The sequence below is a fragment of the Mycobacterium sp. genome (genome assembly GCF_035314905.1).
In the GTDB taxonomy this organism is placed as follows: domain Bacteria; phylum Actinomycetota; class Actinomycetes; order Mycobacteriales; family Mycobacteriaceae; genus Mycobacterium.
Window position 1 is genome coordinate 1 of record NZ_DATFYW010000218.1, and the last position, 15,079, is coordinate 15,079.

General features: G+C 67.2%; 23 protein-coding genes. All 23 read left to right on the top strand.

What is annotated here, in order from left to right; translation table 11 throughout:
* A partial coding sequence (locus tag VKG81_RS19145) for a hypothetical protein (protein ID WP_324398346.1) occupies window positions 1–100 on the top strand: 100 nt, incomplete at its 5' end.
* A gap of 154 nt (window positions 101–254) precedes the next feature.
* Window positions 255–1,868, top strand: coding sequence for a carboxylesterase/lipase family protein (locus tag VKG81_RS19150; protein WP_414685328.1), 1,614 nt, complete (start codon window positions 255–257; stop codon window positions 1,866–1,868).
* A gap of 422 nt (window positions 1,869–2,290) precedes the next feature.
* Window positions 2,291–2,596: a 30S ribosomal protein S10 gene (gene rpsJ, locus VKG81_RS19155; RefSeq protein ID WP_003883485.1), complete on the top strand. Its 306-nt coding sequence runs from the start codon at window positions 2,291–2,293 to the stop codon at window positions 2,594–2,596.
* A gap of 14 nt (window positions 2,597–2,610) precedes the next feature.
* Window positions 2,611–3,288 carry a 50S ribosomal protein L3 gene (gene rplC / locus VKG81_RS19160; RefSeq protein WP_324398315.1) on the top strand — a complete coding sequence of 226 codons (678 nt, stop codon included), beginning with the start codon at window positions 2,611–2,613 and terminating at the stop codon, window positions 3,286–3,288.
* Complete coding sequence (gene rplD / locus VKG81_RS19165; protein WP_324398316.1) at window positions 3,288–3,941, top strand: 50S ribosomal protein L4; 654 nt, start codon at window positions 3,288–3,290, stop codon at window positions 3,939–3,941. The genes rplC and rplD overlap by 1 nt, the downstream gene beginning before the upstream one ends.
* Entirely contained in the window at window positions 3,941–4,243 is a 303-nt protein-coding gene (gene rplW, locus VKG81_RS19170) for a 50S ribosomal protein L23 (RefSeq protein WP_324398317.1), read from the top strand. The genes rplD and rplW overlap by 1 nt, the downstream gene beginning before the upstream one ends.
* Before the next feature lie 37 nt (window positions 4,244–4,280).
* Window positions 4,281–5,120 carry a 50S ribosomal protein L2 gene (gene rplB / locus VKG81_RS19175; protein ID WP_324398318.1) on the top strand — a complete coding sequence of 280 codons (840 nt, stop codon included), beginning with the start codon at window positions 4,281–4,283 and terminating at the stop codon, window positions 5,118–5,120.
* 21 nt (window positions 5,121–5,141) lie between these two features.
* A complete protein-coding gene (gene rpsS / locus VKG81_RS19180) occupies window positions 5,142–5,423 on the top strand; it encodes a 30S ribosomal protein S19 (RefSeq protein ID WP_003925848.1) in 282 nt (93 codons plus the stop codon).
* On the top strand, window positions 5,420–6,022 hold the full coding sequence (gene rplV, locus VKG81_RS19185) for a 50S ribosomal protein L22 (protein WP_324398319.1): 603 nt from the start codon (window positions 5,420–5,422) through the stop codon (window positions 6,020–6,022). The genes rpsS and rplV overlap by 4 nt, the downstream gene beginning before the upstream one ends.
* Entirely contained in the window at window positions 6,022–6,864 is an 843-nt protein-coding gene (gene rpsC / locus VKG81_RS19190) for a 30S ribosomal protein S3 (protein ID WP_324398320.1), read from the top strand. Before rplV ends, rpsC begins: the two co-directional genes overlap by 1 nt.
* Before the next feature lie 3 nt (window positions 6,865–6,867).
* Complete coding sequence (rplP, locus tag VKG81_RS19195; protein ID WP_324398321.1) at window positions 6,868–7,284, top strand: 50S ribosomal protein L16; 417 nt, start codon at window positions 6,868–6,870, stop codon at window positions 7,282–7,284.
* A complete protein-coding gene (rpmC, locus tag VKG81_RS19200) occupies window positions 7,284–7,517 on the top strand; it encodes a 50S ribosomal protein L29 (RefSeq protein WP_324398322.1) in 234 nt (77 codons plus the stop codon). The genes rplP and rpmC overlap by 1 nt, the downstream gene beginning before the upstream one ends.
* Complete coding sequence (gene rpsQ, locus VKG81_RS19205) at window positions 7,517–7,834, top strand: 30S ribosomal protein S17 (protein WP_324398323.1); 318 nt, start codon at window positions 7,517–7,519, stop codon at window positions 7,832–7,834. Before rpmC ends, rpsQ begins: the two co-directional genes overlap by 1 nt.
* Window positions 7,835–7,985: 151 nt before the next feature.
* Window positions 7,986–10,331 (top strand): arylsulfatase, encoded by a 2,346-nt coding sequence (locus tag VKG81_RS19210; protein WP_324398324.1) that lies wholly within the window; start codon window positions 7,986–7,988, stop codon window positions 10,329–10,331.
* A 27-nt stretch (window positions 10,332–10,358) separates the two neighbouring features.
* Entirely contained in the window at window positions 10,359–11,243 is an 885-nt protein-coding gene (locus VKG81_RS19215) for a formylglycine-generating enzyme family protein (RefSeq protein ID WP_324398325.1), read from the top strand.
* Between the two features lie 190 nt (window positions 11,244–11,433).
* Window positions 11,434–11,802 carry a 50S ribosomal protein L14 gene (rplN, locus tag VKG81_RS19220; protein ID WP_324398326.1) on the top strand — a complete coding sequence of 123 codons (369 nt, stop codon included), beginning with the start codon at window positions 11,434–11,436 and terminating at the stop codon, window positions 11,800–11,802.
* On the top strand, window positions 11,803–12,120 hold the full coding sequence (gene rplX / locus VKG81_RS19225; RefSeq protein WP_324398327.1) for a 50S ribosomal protein L24: 318 nt from the start codon (window positions 11,803–11,805) through the stop codon (window positions 12,118–12,120).
* On the top strand, window positions 12,120–12,695 hold the full coding sequence (rplE, locus tag VKG81_RS19230) for a 50S ribosomal protein L5 (protein ID WP_324398328.1): 576 nt from the start codon (window positions 12,120–12,122) through the stop codon (window positions 12,693–12,695). The genes rplX and rplE overlap by 1 nt, the downstream gene beginning before the upstream one ends.
* Before the next feature lie 4 nt (window positions 12,696–12,699).
* Window positions 12,700–12,885, top strand: a complete 186-nt coding sequence (locus VKG81_RS19235) for a type Z 30S ribosomal protein S14 (protein ID WP_324398329.1) — start codon at window positions 12,700–12,702, stop codon at window positions 12,883–12,885.
* A gap of 109 nt (window positions 12,886–12,994) precedes the next feature.
* On the top strand, window positions 12,995–13,393 hold the full coding sequence (rpsH, locus tag VKG81_RS19240; protein ID WP_324398330.1) for a 30S ribosomal protein S8: 399 nt from the start codon (window positions 12,995–12,997) through the stop codon (window positions 13,391–13,393).
* 12 nt (window positions 13,394–13,405) lie between these two features.
* Window positions 13,406–13,945: a 50S ribosomal protein L6 gene (rplF, locus tag VKG81_RS19245; protein ID WP_324398331.1), complete on the top strand. Its 540-nt coding sequence runs from the start codon at window positions 13,406–13,408 to the stop codon at window positions 13,943–13,945.
* Window positions 13,946–13,989: 44 nt separating this feature from the next.
* On the top strand, window positions 13,990–14,358 hold the full coding sequence (gene rplR / locus VKG81_RS19250; RefSeq protein WP_324398347.1) for a 50S ribosomal protein L18: 369 nt from the start codon (window positions 13,990–13,992) through the stop codon (window positions 14,356–14,358).
* A 25-nt stretch (window positions 14,359–14,383) separates the two neighbouring features.
* Window positions 14,384–15,079 (top strand): 30S ribosomal protein S5, encoded by a 696-nt coding sequence (rpsE, locus tag VKG81_RS19255; RefSeq protein WP_414685329.1) that lies wholly within the window; start codon window positions 14,384–14,386, stop codon window positions 15,077–15,079.

Genomic DNA, 15,079 nt, shown 5'->3' on the forward strand with positions numbered 1-15,079 from the left:
GGTCGACGGGTCGGTGTTGCCGGCCATCACCAGCCGTGGTCCGCACGCCAGCATCGTCATGCTGGCGCACAGGGCCGCCGAGTTCGTCGTCGCCGGATGACGGGCGGCGCGAAGACGTCAGCCGGCGGACCCAACGCAATGGGCGTCCGTCGCGTCCGGGTGACCACGCTGCGATCAGGGCGACCGCGACCGCGATGATCAGCCCCGGGCCAGTGGGACGACCGAACTGTTCTTTGCCCGTACCCTCGGTCGTTGTGCAGACCGGATGCCGTCGACGCGTCGCGGCCATCATCGCGGTGGTCGCGTTGCTGGCGGCGTGTGGTCGCGGCGGCACCGAGGCGCCGCCCAGCGCCATCGGAACCCGGTCGGCCGACCCCACCCTTGTGAACACGACGTCCGGCACATTGCGGGGCGCGTTCGCCGCGGATCACCTGCTGTTCGCCGGCGTCCCATACGCCGCGCCGCCGGTGGGAGCACTGCGATTTCAGCCACCCGCCCCACCTTTGCCGTGGCAGGGCGTGCACGACGCGTCCAAGTTCGGCCCGCGGTGCATGCAAGAAACCCAAAATGACCCGGACTTCGGTCGCGCGGTGAGCGAGGACTGTCTGACGCTCAACGTCTGGACGCCCAACCGCCCCGCCACCGGGCCGCTGCCGGTGATGGTGTGGATTCACGGCGGCGCATTCATCAACGGCAGCAGCGACATCTACGACGCGCGATGGCTGGCCGACCGCGGTGACATCATCGTCGTCACGATCAACTACCGCCTCGGCACGCTGGGCTTCCTGGCGCATCCGTCGCTGGCACCCGACGGGCGGGCCGGAAACTACGGACTGGCCGACCAGCAGGCCGCACTTCGGTGGGTGCACGACAACATCGCCGACTTCGGCGGTGACCCCGGCAAGGTGACGATCGCCGGGGAGTCGGCCGGGGCGATGTCGGTGTGCGACCACCTCGCCTCCCCCGGCTCGGCGGGGCTGTTCCGGGCGGCGATCATCCAAAGCGGGCCATGCCAGGCGCAGGCCGACCTGCCCACCGCCCAGCGGGTCAGCCTGGACTACGCCGCCTCGGTCGGCTGCGGCGATCCGCGCACCGCGGCGGACTGCCTCCGCGCGCTGCCCGCCGACAAGCTGGACAGCCCGCCCTTTTACTACCACGTCGGCACCGACGGCTTGACGGGCCCGGTGACCGGCACGCCGCTGCTGCCGGTGGACCCGACCACCGCGGCCGCGCAGGGCCGTGTCGCCAGGGTTCCGGTGTTGATCGGTACGACCCATGACGAGTTCACGCTGTTCGTCGCGTCGCAATACATGAAACTCGGGCGGTTACCGGATTATCCCGCGGTGCTGACCGACACGTTCGGGCCGGCGGGCACCCAGATCGCCGTGCGATATCCGATAAGCCGGTACGGCGGAAATGCCGCGCTGGCCTACTCGGCCGCGGTCACCGACGGCGAGTTCGCATGCCCCACCGATCGAATAGCCGGCTCGCTGACACACGCGGCGCCGGTGTACGGATATGAATTCAACGACCGCAGTGCCCCCGCGCCGGAGCCGTTGCGCAACGTGCCGTTCCCGGTGGGCGCAAGTCACTCGCTCGAGTTGCGCTACCTGTTCGACATCGCCGGCGCGCCGCCGCTGGATCCCGCACAGCAACGGCTGTCCGACGAGATGATCGGCTACTGGGCACGATTCGTGGTCACCGGCGCGCCGCAGGTCGACGGCCAGCAGCCCTGGCCTGCGCTCGGCAGCAACATTGCCGACGGGCCGAGGATGTCGCTGCAGACGCCCGAGGTGCACACGTTCACCGACTACGACGAGGACCACCAGTGCGCGTTCTGGGTTTCGGTGCCGCTGCCGCCCCGCTAGCCTCGCGGTGCGGACAGGCATCGCCCAGGTGGTGATGTCGGCGCGCACCACTTCGGTGCGGCCCGGTCGAACACGCGTGCGCGGTATCCTACTTTTGAGTAAGTACGCGTGCTTCGCGTGGCGCTGACCTTGGTGAAGAGGGATTTGGCTGCGCAGGCCGATCTAAGGCATACTGTTCAGGTTGCCTTGCGCCGGATGGGCCCTTTCTGGGCGTGTCGGGCCGGGCATACGACCGGCGCCCGAACGGGCGCATCCGGTCCCACCTTCGAGTCGCGACGGAATTTCTGGCGCGGGCGAGGCTGCGTTCGGGCGACACACCCGACCGCGGGGATCGGTGAACCAGGACAGGTAAACAGTGGCGGCACGCCGGCGTCTACCACGCCGGAGGACCCAAGACCGAGCAGGAGTGAGGTAGGAGAAGCGTGGCGGGACAGAAGATCCGCATCAGGCTCAAGGCCTACGACCATGAGGCGATCGACGCCTCGGCGCGCAAGATCGTCGAGACGGTCACTCGTACCGGCGCCAGCGTGGTTGGCCCTGTGCCGCTGCCCACCGAAAAGAACGTGTACTGCGTCATCCGCTCGCCGCACAAGTACAAGGACTCGCGCGAGCACTTCGAGATGCGGACCCACAAGCGGCTGATCGACATCCTCGACCCGACGCCGAAGACGGTTGATGCGCTGATGCGTATCGACCTGCCCGCCAGCGTCGACGTGAACATTCAGTAGGAGACACCACAGAAATGGCGAGCCAAGGGAAATCCGCCGCACCGCGGCGCGGCATTCTGGGCACCAAGCTCGGCATGACTCAGGTGTTTGACGAAAACAACCGGGTCGTGCCGGTGACGGTGGTGAAGGCCGGGCCCAATGTCGTGACGCGGATCCGCACACCCGAGCACGACGGCTACAGCGCCGTGCAGTTGGCCTACGGCGAAATCAGCCCGCGCAAGGTGAACAAGCCACTGTCGGGCCAGTACGCCGCCGCGGGCGTGAACCCGCGCCGGCATCTTGCGGAGCTGCGTCTGGACAACGCGGAGGCGGCCGCGGAATACGAGGTGGGTCAGGAACTCACCGCCGAGATCTTCACTGACGGCAGCTATGTCGACGTGACCGGTACCTCGAAGGGGAAGGGAACCGCCGGCACGATGAAACGCCACGGCTTTCGCGGCCAGGGCGCAAGCCACGGCGCGCAGGCGGTCCACCGCCGGCCGGGTTCCATCGGCGGCTGCGCCACCCCCGGCCGGGTCTTCAAGGGCACCCGGATGGCGGGCCGGATGGGCAACGACCGCGTGACGACGCAGAACCTGCTGGTGCACAAGGTGGACGCGGAAAACGGCGTGCTGCTGATCAAGGGCGCCATTCCCGGACGCCGGGGTGGTCTCGTGATGGTTCGCAGCGCGATCAAACGAGGTGAGATGTGATGGCGGCGCTGAAGATCGACGTGAAGACACCGGACGGAGCGACCAAAGGCTCAGTCGAGCTGCCGCCCGAGTTGTTCGACGCCCCAGCCAACATCGCGCTGATGCACCAGGTGGTGACCGCGCAGCAGGCGGCGGCCCGGCAGGGCACCCACTCGACCAAGACGCGCGGCGAGGTGCGCGGCGGCGGAAAGAAGCCATACCGGCAGAAAGGCACCGGCCGCGCCCGGCAGGGCTCGATCCGGGCCCCGCAGTTCACCGGCGGTGGCGTTGTGCACGGCCCGAAGCCGCGCGACTACAGCCAGCGGACACCGAAGAAGATGATCGCCGCCGCGCTGCGCGGTGCGCTGTCGGACCGGGCGCGCAACGGCCGGATCCACGCGGTTACCGAGCTGGTGTCGGGACAGACGCCGTCGACCAAGAGCGCCAAGGCGTTTCTCGCGTCGCTGACCGAGCGGAAGCAGGTGCTGATCGTGATCGGCCGCACCGACGAGACCGGCGCCAGGAGCGTGCGCAATCTGCCCGGTGTGCATGTGCTCTCGCCCGACCAGCTCAACACCCATGACGTGCTGCGTTCCGACGACGTGGTGTTCAGCGTGGAGGCGCTCAACGCCTACATCAGCGCCAACACCAAGCAGCAGGAGGTTCCGGCCTGATGGCGACCGTGACTGATCCCCGCGACATCATCCTCGCGCCGGTGATTTCGGAGAAGTCGTACGGCCTGATCGAGGACAACGTCTACACGTTCATCGTTCACCCGGACTCGAACAAGACACAGATCAAGATCGCGATCGAAAAGATCTTCAACGTGAAGGTCGACTCGGTCAACACCGCCAACCGGCCGGGCAAGCGCAAAAGGACGCGCTCGGGGTACGGCAAGCGCAAGGACACCAAGCGCGCGATCGTGACCCTGGCGCCCGGCAGTAAGCCGATCGACCTTTTCGGAGCACCGGGCTAACAGGCAGACACTGAGAGACTCAAGGGTTCAAAGAGACATGGGAATTCGCAAGTACAAGCCGACGACCCCCGGTCGCCGCGGCGCCAGCGTCTCCGACTTCGCCGAGATCACCCGCTCGGAGCCGGAGAAGTCGCTGGTGCGTCCGCTGCACGGCCGCGGCGGCCGAAACGCGCATGGGCGCATCACTACCCGCCACAAGGGGGGCGGGCACAAGCGGGCCTACCGGATCATCGATTTCCGCCGCCACGACAAGGACGGCGTGAACGCCAAGGTGGCCCACATCGAGTACGACCCCAACCGCACCGCGCGCATCGCGTTGCTGCATTATCTCGACGGCGAAAAGCGCTACATCATCGCCCCTGAAGGATTGAGTCAGGGAGACATGGTGGAGTCGGGTCCGAACGCCGACATCAAACCCGGTAACAACTTGCCGCTGCGCAACATCCCGGCGGGCACGTTCATCCACGCCGTCGAGCTGCGCCCGGGCGGGGGCGCCAAACTCGCGCGTTCGGCCGGGGCGCACATCCAGCTGCTGGGCAAGGAGGGCAGCTACGCGTCGCTGCGCATGCCGAGCGGCGAGATCCGCCGTGTGGACGTGCGCTGCCGTGCGACCGTCGGCGAGGTCGGCAACGCCGAGCAGGCCAACATCAACTGGGGCAAGGCGGGCCGGATGCGGTGGAAGGGCAAGCGTCCCACCGTGCGCGGTGTCGTGATGAACCCGGTGGACCACCCGCACGGCGGCGGCGAGGGCAAGACCTCGGGTGGCCGTCACCCGGTGAGCCCCTGGGGTAAGCCGGAGGGCCGCAGCCGCAAGGCGCACAAGCCGAGCGACAAACTCATCGTCCGACGCCGGCGCACCGGCAAGAAGCACCGCTAGGAAGTCGAGGAGTAGCCAGCGATGCCACGCAGCCTGAAGAAAGGTCCGTTCGTCGACGACCATCTGCTCAAGAAGGTCGACGCGCAGAACGAGAAGAACACGAAGCAGGTCATCAAGACCTGGTCGCGCCGGTCGACCATCATCCCCGACTTCATCGGGCACACCTTCGCGGTGCACGACGGCCGCAAGCACGTTCCGGTGTTCGTCACGGAGGCGATGGTCGGGCACAAGCTCGGCGAATTCGCGCCCACGCGGACGTTCAAGGGCCACATCAAGGACGACCGGAAGAGTAAGCGCCGATGACCAGCACCGAATTTCCGTCCGCGGTCGCGAAGGCCCGCTTCGTGCGGGTGTCGGCGACCAAGGCGCGCCGGGTGATCGACCTGGTGCGCGGCAAGCCGGTGTCCGAGGCGCTCGACATCCTGCGGTGGGCCCCGCAGGCGGCCAGCGAGCCGGTCGCGAAGGTGATCGCGAGCGCTGCGGCCAACGCGCAGAACAACAACAGGCTGGATCCGGCCACCCTGGTGGTCGCGACCGTGTATGCCGACGAAGGGCCGACGTTCAAGCGCATCCGCCCGCGCGCGCAGGGGCGTGCGTTCCGGATCCGCCGGCGGACAAGCCATATCACGGTCGTCGTGGAGAGCCGCCCGCGCCTCAGCGAGCGGTCCGGCCAGTCGGCCAGCACCACGCGGGCCCGGCGCGCGCAGGGGAGCAAGGCGGCCGGCGTCGCGAAGGCGTCTGCCGAAAGCCCCCCCGCGAAGAAGGCGCCAGCGAAGAAGGCGCCAGCGAAGCAGGCGCCCGCCGAGAAAGCGGCAACGAAGGCCCCCGCGAAAAAGGCACCGGCCGCGAAGAAGGCGGCGCCCGAACAGACTTCAGAAGAGGCGAAGGGAGGCTCGCAGTAGTGGGCCAGAAGATCAACCCGCACGGCTTCCGGCTCGGTATCACCACCGACTGGAAGTCCCGGTGGTACGCGGACAAGCAGTACAAGGACTACATCAAGGAAGATGTCGCGATCCGCCGGCTGCTTGCCACCGGTCTCGAGCGCGCCGGCATCGCCGACGTGGAGATCGAGCGCACCCGCGATCGGGTCCGCGTCGACATCCACACGGCGCGGCCGGGAATCGTGATCGGCCGACGCGGTACCGAAGCCGACCGGATCCGCGCGGACCTCGAGAAGTTGACCGGCAAGCAGGTGCAGCTCAACATCCTCGAGGTCAAAAATCCCGAATCGCAAGCTCAGTTGGTGGCGCAGGGCGTCGCCGAGCAGCTGAGCAACCGCGTTGCGTTCCGCCGCGCGATGCGCAAGGCCATCCAGTCGGCGATGCGCCAACCCAACGTGAAGGGTATCCGGGTGCAATGCTCGGGCCGCCTCGGCGGCGCGGAGATGAGCCGCTCGGAGTTCTATCGCGAAGGGCGTGTGCCGCTGCACACGCTGCGCGCCGACATCGACTACGGCCTCTATGAAGCCAAGACCACGTTCGGCCGCATCGGCGTGAAGGTGTGGATCTACAAGGGCGACATCGTCGGCGGCAAGCGCGAGCAGATCGCCGCCGCCCCATCCGGCGCGGAGCGTCCGCGCCGCGAGCGTCCGTCGGGCACCCGGCCCCGCCGCAGCGGCGCGTCGGGGACCACCGCGACCAGCACCGAGGCCGGCCGTGCCGCGTCCGAGGAGGCTCCCGCCGCGGTCGAGGCGGCCCCGGCGGAGGCACCGCCTGCCGCCGAGACCGAGAGCACGGAAAGCTGAATCATGCTGATTCCACGGAAAGTCAAGCACCGCAAGCAACATCACCCGAAGCAGCGTGGCATCGCCAGCGGCGGTACCACGGTCAGCTTCGGTGACTACGGCATCCAGGCGCTCGAGCACGCCTACATCACGAACAGGCAGATCGAGTCGGCCCGCATCGCGATCAACCGGCACATCAAGCGCGGCGGCAAGGTGTGGATCAACATCTTCCCGGACCGTCCGCTGACCAAGAAGCCGGCCGAGACCCGCATGGGCTCGGGTAAAGGGTCGCCCGAGTGGTGGGTGGCCAACGTCAAGCCCGGCCGGATCCTGTTCGAGCTGAGCTATCCCAACGAACAAACCGCGCGGGAGGCGTTGACCCGTGCGATCCACAAGTTGCCGATCAAGGCACGCATCGTGACACGAGAGGAGCAGTTCTGATGGTAGTGGGAGTGTCGGCCGGCGAACTGCGTGAGCTCACCGACCAAGAGCTGACCGAGCGCCTGCGCGAATCGAAGGAAGAGCTGTTCAACCTGCGCTTCCAGATGGCCACCGGCCAGCTCGACAACAACCGTCGGCTGCGCACGGTGCGCCGCGAGATCGCGCGCGTCTACACGGTGCTGCGCGAGCGTGAGCTGGGCCTGGCCTCCGGTCCCGGCGGTGAGGATTCGTGATGGCAGACAAGACCGAAGCGGCCCCGAAGACCAAGGGACCCAGGCGCACTCCGCGAGTGGAGAAGCCACGGGGGCGCCGCAAGACGGCGATCGGCTACGTGGTGTCCGACAAGATGCAGAAGACCATCGTGGTCGAGCTCGAAGACCGGGTGAAGCACCCGCTGTACGGCAAGATCATCCGGACCACCAAGAAGGTCAAGGCGCACGACGAGAACGGCATCGCCGGCATCGGCGACCGCGTGACGCTGATGGAAACGCGGCCGCTGTCGGCGACGAAACGCTGGCGGTTGGTCGAGATCCTCGAAAAGGCCAAGTAGCTTCCGTCGTCAGGGCCGGCGCGCGTGGTCGTGGCACCGACACGAAGCCGTAATGCCGCCGTGGTGAACTTCTCAGCCAACCTCCAACGGGCGGGTGTAGCGTCCACGTCACCTTGAGGACAAGCGCGGACGACGAGAACGGGAGCCGGCGATGGATTTTCGGGGCAAGATCGAGCTGGACATTCGTGATTCCGAACCGGATTGGGGACCGTACGCCGCGCCGACGGCGCCGGAGGGTGCGCCCAACGTGCTCTACATCGTCTGGGACGACACCGGCATCGCCACCTGGGACTCCTTCGGCGGCCTGGTCGAGATGCCGACCATGCGCCGGATCGCCGACCGCGGTGTGCGGCTGACGCAGTTCCACACCACGGCCCTATGTTCGCCCACTCGCGCGTCACTGCTGACCGGCCGCAACGCGACGACGGTTGGCATGGCGACGATCGAGGAGTTCACCGACGGCTTCCCCAACTGCAGCGGCCGCATCCCGTTCGACACCGCACTGATGTCGGAGGTGCTCGCTGAACGCGGCTGGAACACCTACTGCGTCGGCAAGTGGCACCTGACCCCACTCGAGGAATCCAACCTCGCGTCGACCAAACGGCACTGGCCCCTCTCGCGCGGGTTCGAACGGTTCTACGGCTTCATGGGCGGCGAAACCGACCAGTGGTACCCCGACCTCGTCTACGACAACCATCCCGTCACCCCGCCCGGCACGCCGGAGGACGGCTACCACCTCTCGAAGGACATCGCCGACAAGACGATCGAGTTCATCCGCGACGCGAAGGTCATCGCGCCGGACAAGCCCTGGTTCTCCTACGTCTGCCCCGGCGCAGGCCACGCGCCGCACCACGTCTTCAAGGAGTGGGCCGACAAGTACGCGGGCCGCTTCGACATGGGCTACGAGAAATACCGCGAGACCGTGCTGGAGAACCAAAAGAAGATGGGCATCGTTCCGCCGGACACCGAACTCTCGCCGGTCAACCCGTATCTGGACGTCAAGGGGCCCAACGGCGAGCCGTGGCCGCTCCAGGACACTGTGCGGCCGTGGGAAGCGCTGTCAGGCGAAGAGAAGAGGCTGTTCTGCCGGATGGCCGAGGTGTTCGCCGGTTTCCTGTCCTACACCGACGCCCAGCTGGGCAGGATCCTGGATTATCTCGAGGAGTCGGGCCAGCTCGACAACACGATCATCGTGGTGATCTCCGACAACGGGGCGAGCGGCGAAGGGGGCCCGAACGGCTCGGTGAACGAGGTCAAGTTCTTCAACGGCTACATCGACACGGCCGAGGAGAACCTGAAGTTCTACGACAACCTGGGCGGCCCGGAAACCTACAACCACTATCCGATCGGCTGGGCGATGGCTTTCAACACGCCGTACAAGCTGTTCAAGCGATACGCCTCCCATGAGGGGGGAATCGCCGACACCGCGATCGTCAGCTGGCCGAAAGGGATTGCAGCGCACGGGGAGGTGCGCGACAACTACATCAACGTCTGCGACATCACCCCGACCGTGTACGACCTGCTGGGCATCACGCCGCCGGAAACGGTGAAGGGCATACCCCAGAAGCCGCTCGATGGGATCAGTTTCAAAGCGGCGCTGGCCGACGCCGCTGCCGAGACCGGCAAGGACACGCAGTTCTACGAGATGCTCGGCACCCGCGGGATCTGGCACAGGGGCTGGTTCGCCAACACCGTCCATGCCGCCACCCCGTCGGGCTGGTCGCACTTCGACCAGGACCGCTGGGAGCTGTTCCACATCGAGGCCGACCGCAGCCAGTGCCATGACGTCGCCGCCGAACAACCCGAGAAGCTCGAGGAGATGAAACGGCTGTGGTTGCGCGAGGCCGGCAAGTACAACGGGTTGCCGCTGGCCGACCTGAACCTCCTCGAGACGATGACGCGGTGGCGCCCCTACCTCGCCGGCGAGCGGTCAAGGTTCGTGTACTACCCCAACACCGCCGAGGTGGGAATCGGTGCCGCGGTGGAGATTCGCGGCCAGTCGTTCTCGGTGCTGGCCGAGGTCACCGTCGACACCACGGGGGCCGAGGGGGTGCTGTTCAAGCAGGGCGGCGCGCACGGCGGCCATGTCCTGTTCGTACAGGACGGGCGGCTGCACTACGTCTACAACTTCATGGGCGAGGAGGAGCAGAAGGTCTCCTCGTCCGGCGCGGTGCCGTTGGGCAAGCACATCTTCGGCGTCCGCTACGACCGGGCCGGGACGGTGGAGGGCAGTCACACACCGGTTGGGGAGGCGACGCTCCACATCGACGACGAGGTCGTCGGGTCGCTGCCCAACGTGAAGGTCCATCCGGGCACGTTCGGGCTGGCCGGGGCGAGCCTGAGCATCGGGCGTAACACCGGTTCGGCGGTGTCGCGCTCCTACAAGGCGCCGTTCGCGTTCACCGGTGGCACGATCGTGCAGGTGGTCGTCGACGTCTCGGGCGAGCCCTACCAGAATGTGGAAAAGGAGCTGGCGCTGGCCTTCGCGAAGGACTGACCGGGCTGCCACGCCTACCCTGGTCGCATGCTGACCGAGCTCGTCGACGTGCAAGGCGGATCGTTCCGCATGGGCTCGACGAGCTTCTATCCCGAAGAGGCGCCGGTGCACACGGTGACGGTCGGCGGTTTCGCGATCGAGCGGCATCCGGTGACCAACGCGCAGTTCGCCGAATTCGTCTCGGCGACCCGTTATGTCACGGTCGCCGAGCAGCCGCTCGATCCCGCGCTGTACCCGGGCGTCGCCGAGGCCGACCTGCAGCCGGGGGCGCTGGTGTTCCGCCCCACCGCCGGTCCGGTCGACCTGAGAAACTGGCGCCAGTGGTGGGACTGGATGCCCGGCGCGAGCTGGCGGCATCCGTTCGGCCCGGGCAGCGACGTCGACGCCAGGCAGGACCATCCTGTCGTGCAGATCGCTTACCCCGACGCGCTGGCGTACGCGCGCTGGGCCGGCCGGCGGTTGCCGACGGAGGCCGAATGGGAGTACGCCGCCAAAGCCGGCTCCACCACCGTGTATCCGTGGGGCGACGAGGCCGGCCCCGACGGGCGCCTGATGGCCAACACGTGGCAGGGCCGCTTCCCGTACCGCAACGACGGCGCGCTCGGCTGGTTCGGCACCTCACCGGTCGGGACCTTTCCGCCCAACCGCTTCGGCCTCGTCGACATGATCGGCAACGTCTGGGAGTGGACGGCGACGCGGTTCTCCGCACACCACCGGACAGGGGAGGCGCAGCCGTCGCCGTGCTGCGCGCCGATCGAGCCGGCCGATCCGGCGGTGAGCCAGACGCTCAAGGGCGGCTCCCACCTGTGCGCACCCGAGTACTGCCACCGCTACCGCGCGGCGGCGCGGTCACCGCAGTCTCAGGACAGCGCCACCACCCACATCGGGTTCCGCTGCGTCGCCGATCGGTAGCCTCCCAAGTGCGTGACCAGCGCAGATTTGGCTCTGGGCAGGTCTTCGCCTAGAATCTAGGGGTTGTCTTGGGCAGACCTCGGCCGGCAGCGCTGTTTGACGCCGTCGGCCCTGCGTGCCCTTAGACGACAAAGACCGCGCACGTCGCAGTATCTGGCGTGCGCACGTGAACCACGTCGAGGAGCTTGTAGTGATTCAGCAGGAATCGCGGCTGAAGGTCGCCGACAACACGGGCGCCAAGGAAATCCTGTGCATCCGGGTGCTCGGTGGATCGTCGCGGCGCTACGCCGGCATCGGCGATGTCATCGTGGCGACGGTCAAAGACGCCATCCCCGGCGGCAACGTAAAGCGCGGTGATGTGGTCAAGGCCGTCGTGGTGCGCACCGCCAAGGAGCGCAGGCGTCCGGACGGCAGTTACATCAAGTTCGACGAAAACGCCGCGGTGATCCTGCGGCCCGACAACGACCCGCGCGGAACCCGCATCTTCGGTCCCGTCGGCCGCGAACTCCGTGAGAAGCGGTTCATGAAGATCGTTTCGCTGGCCCCGGAGGTGCTGTAGATGAAGATCCACAAGGGCGACACCGTGCTCGTCATCTCCGGTAAGGACAAGGGCGCCAAGGGCAAGGTCCTGAAGGCCTACCCCGCCAGGAACAAGGTTCTGGTCGAGGGCGTCAACCGGATCAAGAAGCACACGCCGATCTCGACCAACCAGCGCGGCGCGCAGTCCGGCGGCATCGTCACGCAGGAGGCGCCGATCCACGTGTCGAACGTGATGATCGTCGACTCCGACGGCAAGCCGGCCCGCGTCGGATACCGCATCGATGAACAGACCGGCAAGAAGGTCCGCATTTCCCGCCGCAACGGCAAGGACATTTGATGACTACCGCAGAAAAAGTCGCAGAAAAAGTTCAGCCCCGGCTCAAGCTCCGCTACCGCAACGAGATCCGCGATTCGCTGCAGTCGCAGTTCGGCTACGCCAACGTGATGCAGATCCCGGGTGTGGTCAAAGTCGTCGTCAACATGGGCGTCGGCGACGCCGCCCGCGACGCGAAGCTGATCAACGGCGCCGTCAACGACCTTGCCGCGATCACCGGTCAGAAGCCGGAGGTGCGGCGGGCCCGCAAGTCGATCGCCCAGTTCAAGCTGCGTGAGGGCATGCCGATCGGTGCGCGGGTGACGTTGCGCGGCGACCGGATGTGGGAGTTCCTCGACCGGTTGATCTCGATCGCGCTGCCTCGTATCCGTGACTTCCGGGGGTTGTCGCCCAAGCAATTCGACGGCGCGGGGAACTACACGTTCGGGTTGACCGAGCAGTCGGTTTTCCACGAGATCGACGTGGACTCGATCGATCGGCCGCGGGGCATGGACATCACCGTCGTCACCTCGGCCACGACCGATGACGAAGGGCGAGCGCTGTTGCGGCAACTCGGCTTCCCGTTCAAGGAGAACTGAAGACATGGCAAAGAAGGCCCTGATCATCAAGGCGCAGCGCAAGCCGAAGTTCAAGGTGCGCGCCTACACCCGGTGCAGCAAGTGCGGCCGCCCGCACGCGGTGTACCGCAAGTTCGGCCTGTGCCGGATCTGCCTGCGCGAGATGGCGCACGCGGGCGAGCTGCCCGGCGTGCAGAAGAGCAGCTGGTAATCGTTCAGAAGAGCAGCTGGTAATTGCGAGACCCCGATAGCCCCGAAGAGAAAGGTGCGCGGAAGGCCCTAGCCGTGGGAACCACCGCGAGGAAGGTGACACCGCTGTCATGACGATGACGGACCCGATCGCAGACTTCCTGACACGTCTGCGCAACGCCAATTCGGCGTTCCACGACGAGGTGGAACTGCCGCACAGCAAGATCAAGGCCAACATCGCCGAGATCCTCAAGTCGGAGGGCTACATCGCCGACTACCACGTCGAGGATGCGCGCGTCGGCAAGAAGCTCATCGTGCAGTTGAAGTACAGCCCGAGCCGTGAACGCAGCATCGCGGGCCTGCGCCGGGTGTCCAAGCCGGGACTGCGGGTATACGCGAAGTCCACCAGCCTGCCGCGGGTGCTCGGCGGCCTGGGCGTGGCGATCATCTCCACGTCGTCGGGTCTGCTCACCGACCGCCAGGCGGCCAGACAAGGCGTGGGCGGCGAAGTCCTCGCTTACGTGTGGTGAGGAGAAGCAGACATGTCGCGTATTGGAAAGCAGCCGGTCCCGGTACCCGCGGGGGTCGACGTGACGATCGACGGGCAGAACGTCTCCGTGAAGGGCCCCAAGGGCACCCTGGCGTTGGATGTGGCCCAGCCGATCAGCGTGTCACGCAACGACGACGGCGCGATCGTGGTCAGCCGGCCCGACGACGAACGACGCAACCGCTCGTTGCACGGGCTGTCCCGCACTCTCGTGTCGAACCTGGTGACCGGTGTGACGCAGGGCTACACCACCAAGATGGAGATCTTCGGCGTCGGCTACCGCGTGCAACTGCGCGGCTCCAACCTGGAGTTCTCGCTGGGCTTCAGCCACCCGGTCGTGATCGAGGCACCCGAGGGCATCACGTTCGCGGTGGAGACCCCGACCAAGTTCTCGGTCTCGGGCATCGACAAACAAAGAGTCGGCCAGATCTCGGCGAACATCCGCCGGTTGCGCCGCCCGGACCCGTACAAGGGCAAGGGCGTGCGCTACGAAGGCGAGCAGATCCGCCGCAAGGTCGGAAAGACGGGTAAGTAGACATGGCTGCGACACAAGAGAAGACACGGGCGAATTCGACGCACTTGCGGCACAGCGCTTCTGCGGACCGCCGCATCGCGCGGACGCGCCGGCACGCCCGGTTGCGCAAGAAGGTGTCGGGCACCGGCGAGCGGCCCCGTCTGGTGGTGCACCGCTCGTCGCGACACATCCACGTGCAACTGGTCAACGACCTCAACGGCACCACCCTGGCGGCCGCGTCATCCATCGAACCTGATGTGCGCGCCGTCGAGGGTGACAAGAAGGCCCACAGTGTGCGGGTCGGTCAGCTGATCGCCGAGCGCGCGAAAGCCGCGGGCATCGGCACGGTGGTGTTCGACCGCGGCGGCTACACCTACGGCGGTCGGATCGCAGCGCTGGCCGATGCCGCGCGGGAAAGCGGGCTGAAGTTCTGATGACGGAAAACGGAAGGATTGCATGATGGCGGAACAGGCGACAGGCGCCGCCGGAGCCGCCGGGTCGGCGACATCGGGTAGTGGGCCCGCGACATCCGGCACGGCCGATGGCCGGACCGAGGCCCGCGAGGGCCGAGGCCGGCGCGACGGCCGCGGCCGGGACAGCGGCGACAAGACGAACTACCTCGAGCGGGTGGTCGCGATCAACCGCGTGTCGAAGGTCGTCAAGGGTGGTCGGCGGTTCAGCTTCACCGCGCTGGTGATCGTCGGCGACGGCAACGGCATGGTCGGCGTCGGCTACGGCAAGGCGAAGGAAGTGCCCGCCGCGATTGCCAAGGGCGTGGAGGAAGCCCGCAAGAACTTCTTCCGGGTGCCGCTGATCGGCGGCACGGTCACCCATCCCGTGCAGGGTGAGGCCGCAGCGGGCGTGGTGCTGCTGCGTCCGGCCAGCCCCGGAACCGGTGTGATCGCCGGTGGCGCCGCCCGTGCGGTGCTGGAATGCGCGGGCGTGCACGACATTCTGGCCAAGTCTCTGGGCAGCGACAACGCAATCAACGTGGTGCACGCCACCGTGGCGGCACTCAAGCTGCTGCAGCGTCCCGAGGAAGTTGCCGCGCGCCGCGGCCTGCCGATCGAGGACGTCGCCCCGGCCGGCATGCTCCGCGCCCGCAGGGAGAGCGCCTCGCTGGCCGCTTCTGCGCCACGGGAAGGGACGGCATAG

Bases quoted from the DNA above. Each gene is read 5' to 3' on its own strand.
- rplC (WP_324398315.1), top strand. From the start codon at position 2,611: ATGGCGAGCCAAGGGAAATCCGCCGCACCGCGGCGCGGCATTCTGGGC.
- rplD (WP_324398316.1), top strand. From the start codon at position 3,288: ATGGCGGCGCTGAAGATCGACGTGAAGACACCGGACGGAGCGACCAAA.
- rplW (WP_324398317.1), top strand. From the start codon at position 3,941: ATGGCGACCGTGACTGATCCCCGCGACATCATCCTCGCGCCGGTGATT.
- rplB (WP_324398318.1), top strand. From the start codon at position 4,281: ATGGGAATTCGCAAGTACAAGCCGACGACCCCCGGTCGCCGCGGCGCC.
- rpsS (WP_003925848.1), top strand. From the start codon at position 5,142: ATGCCACGCAGCCTGAAGAAAGGTCCGTTCGTCGACGACCATCTGCTC.
- rplV (WP_324398319.1), top strand. From the start codon at position 5,420: ATGACCAGCACCGAATTTCCGTCCGCGGTCGCGAAGGCCCGCTTCGTG.
- rplP (WP_324398321.1), top strand. From the start codon at position 6,868: ATGCTGATTCCACGGAAAGTCAAGCACCGCAAGCAACATCACCCGAAG.
- rpmC (WP_324398322.1), top strand. From the start codon at position 7,284: ATGGTAGTGGGAGTGTCGGCCGGCGAACTGCGTGAGCTCACCGACCAA.
- rpsQ (WP_324398323.1), top strand. From the start codon at position 7,517: ATGGCAGACAAGACCGAAGCGGCCCCGAAGACCAAGGGACCCAGGCGC.
- VKG81_RS19210 (WP_324398324.1), top strand. From the start codon at position 7,986: ATGGATTTTCGGGGCAAGATCGAGCTGGACATTCGTGATTCCGAACCG.
- VKG81_RS19215 (WP_324398325.1), top strand. From the start codon at position 10,359: ATGCTGACCGAGCTCGTCGACGTGCAAGGCGGATCGTTCCGCATGGGC.
- rplX (WP_324398327.1), top strand. From the start codon at position 11,803: ATGAAGATCCACAAGGGCGACACCGTGCTCGTCATCTCCGGTAAGGAC.
- rplE (WP_324398328.1), top strand. From the start codon at position 12,120: ATGACTACCGCAGAAAAAGTCGCAGAAAAAGTTCAGCCCCGGCTCAAG.
- VKG81_RS19235 (WP_324398329.1), top strand. From the start codon at position 12,700: ATGGCAAAGAAGGCCCTGATCATCAAGGCGCAGCGCAAGCCGAAGTTC.
- rpsH (WP_324398330.1), top strand. From the start codon at position 12,995: ATGACGATGACGGACCCGATCGCAGACTTCCTGACACGTCTGCGCAAC.
- rplF (WP_324398331.1), top strand. From the start codon at position 13,406: ATGTCGCGTATTGGAAAGCAGCCGGTCCCGGTACCCGCGGGGGTCGAC.
- rpsE (WP_414685329.1), top strand. From the start codon at position 14,384: ATGGCGGAACAGGCGACAGGCGCCGCCGGAGCCGCCGGGTCGGCGACA.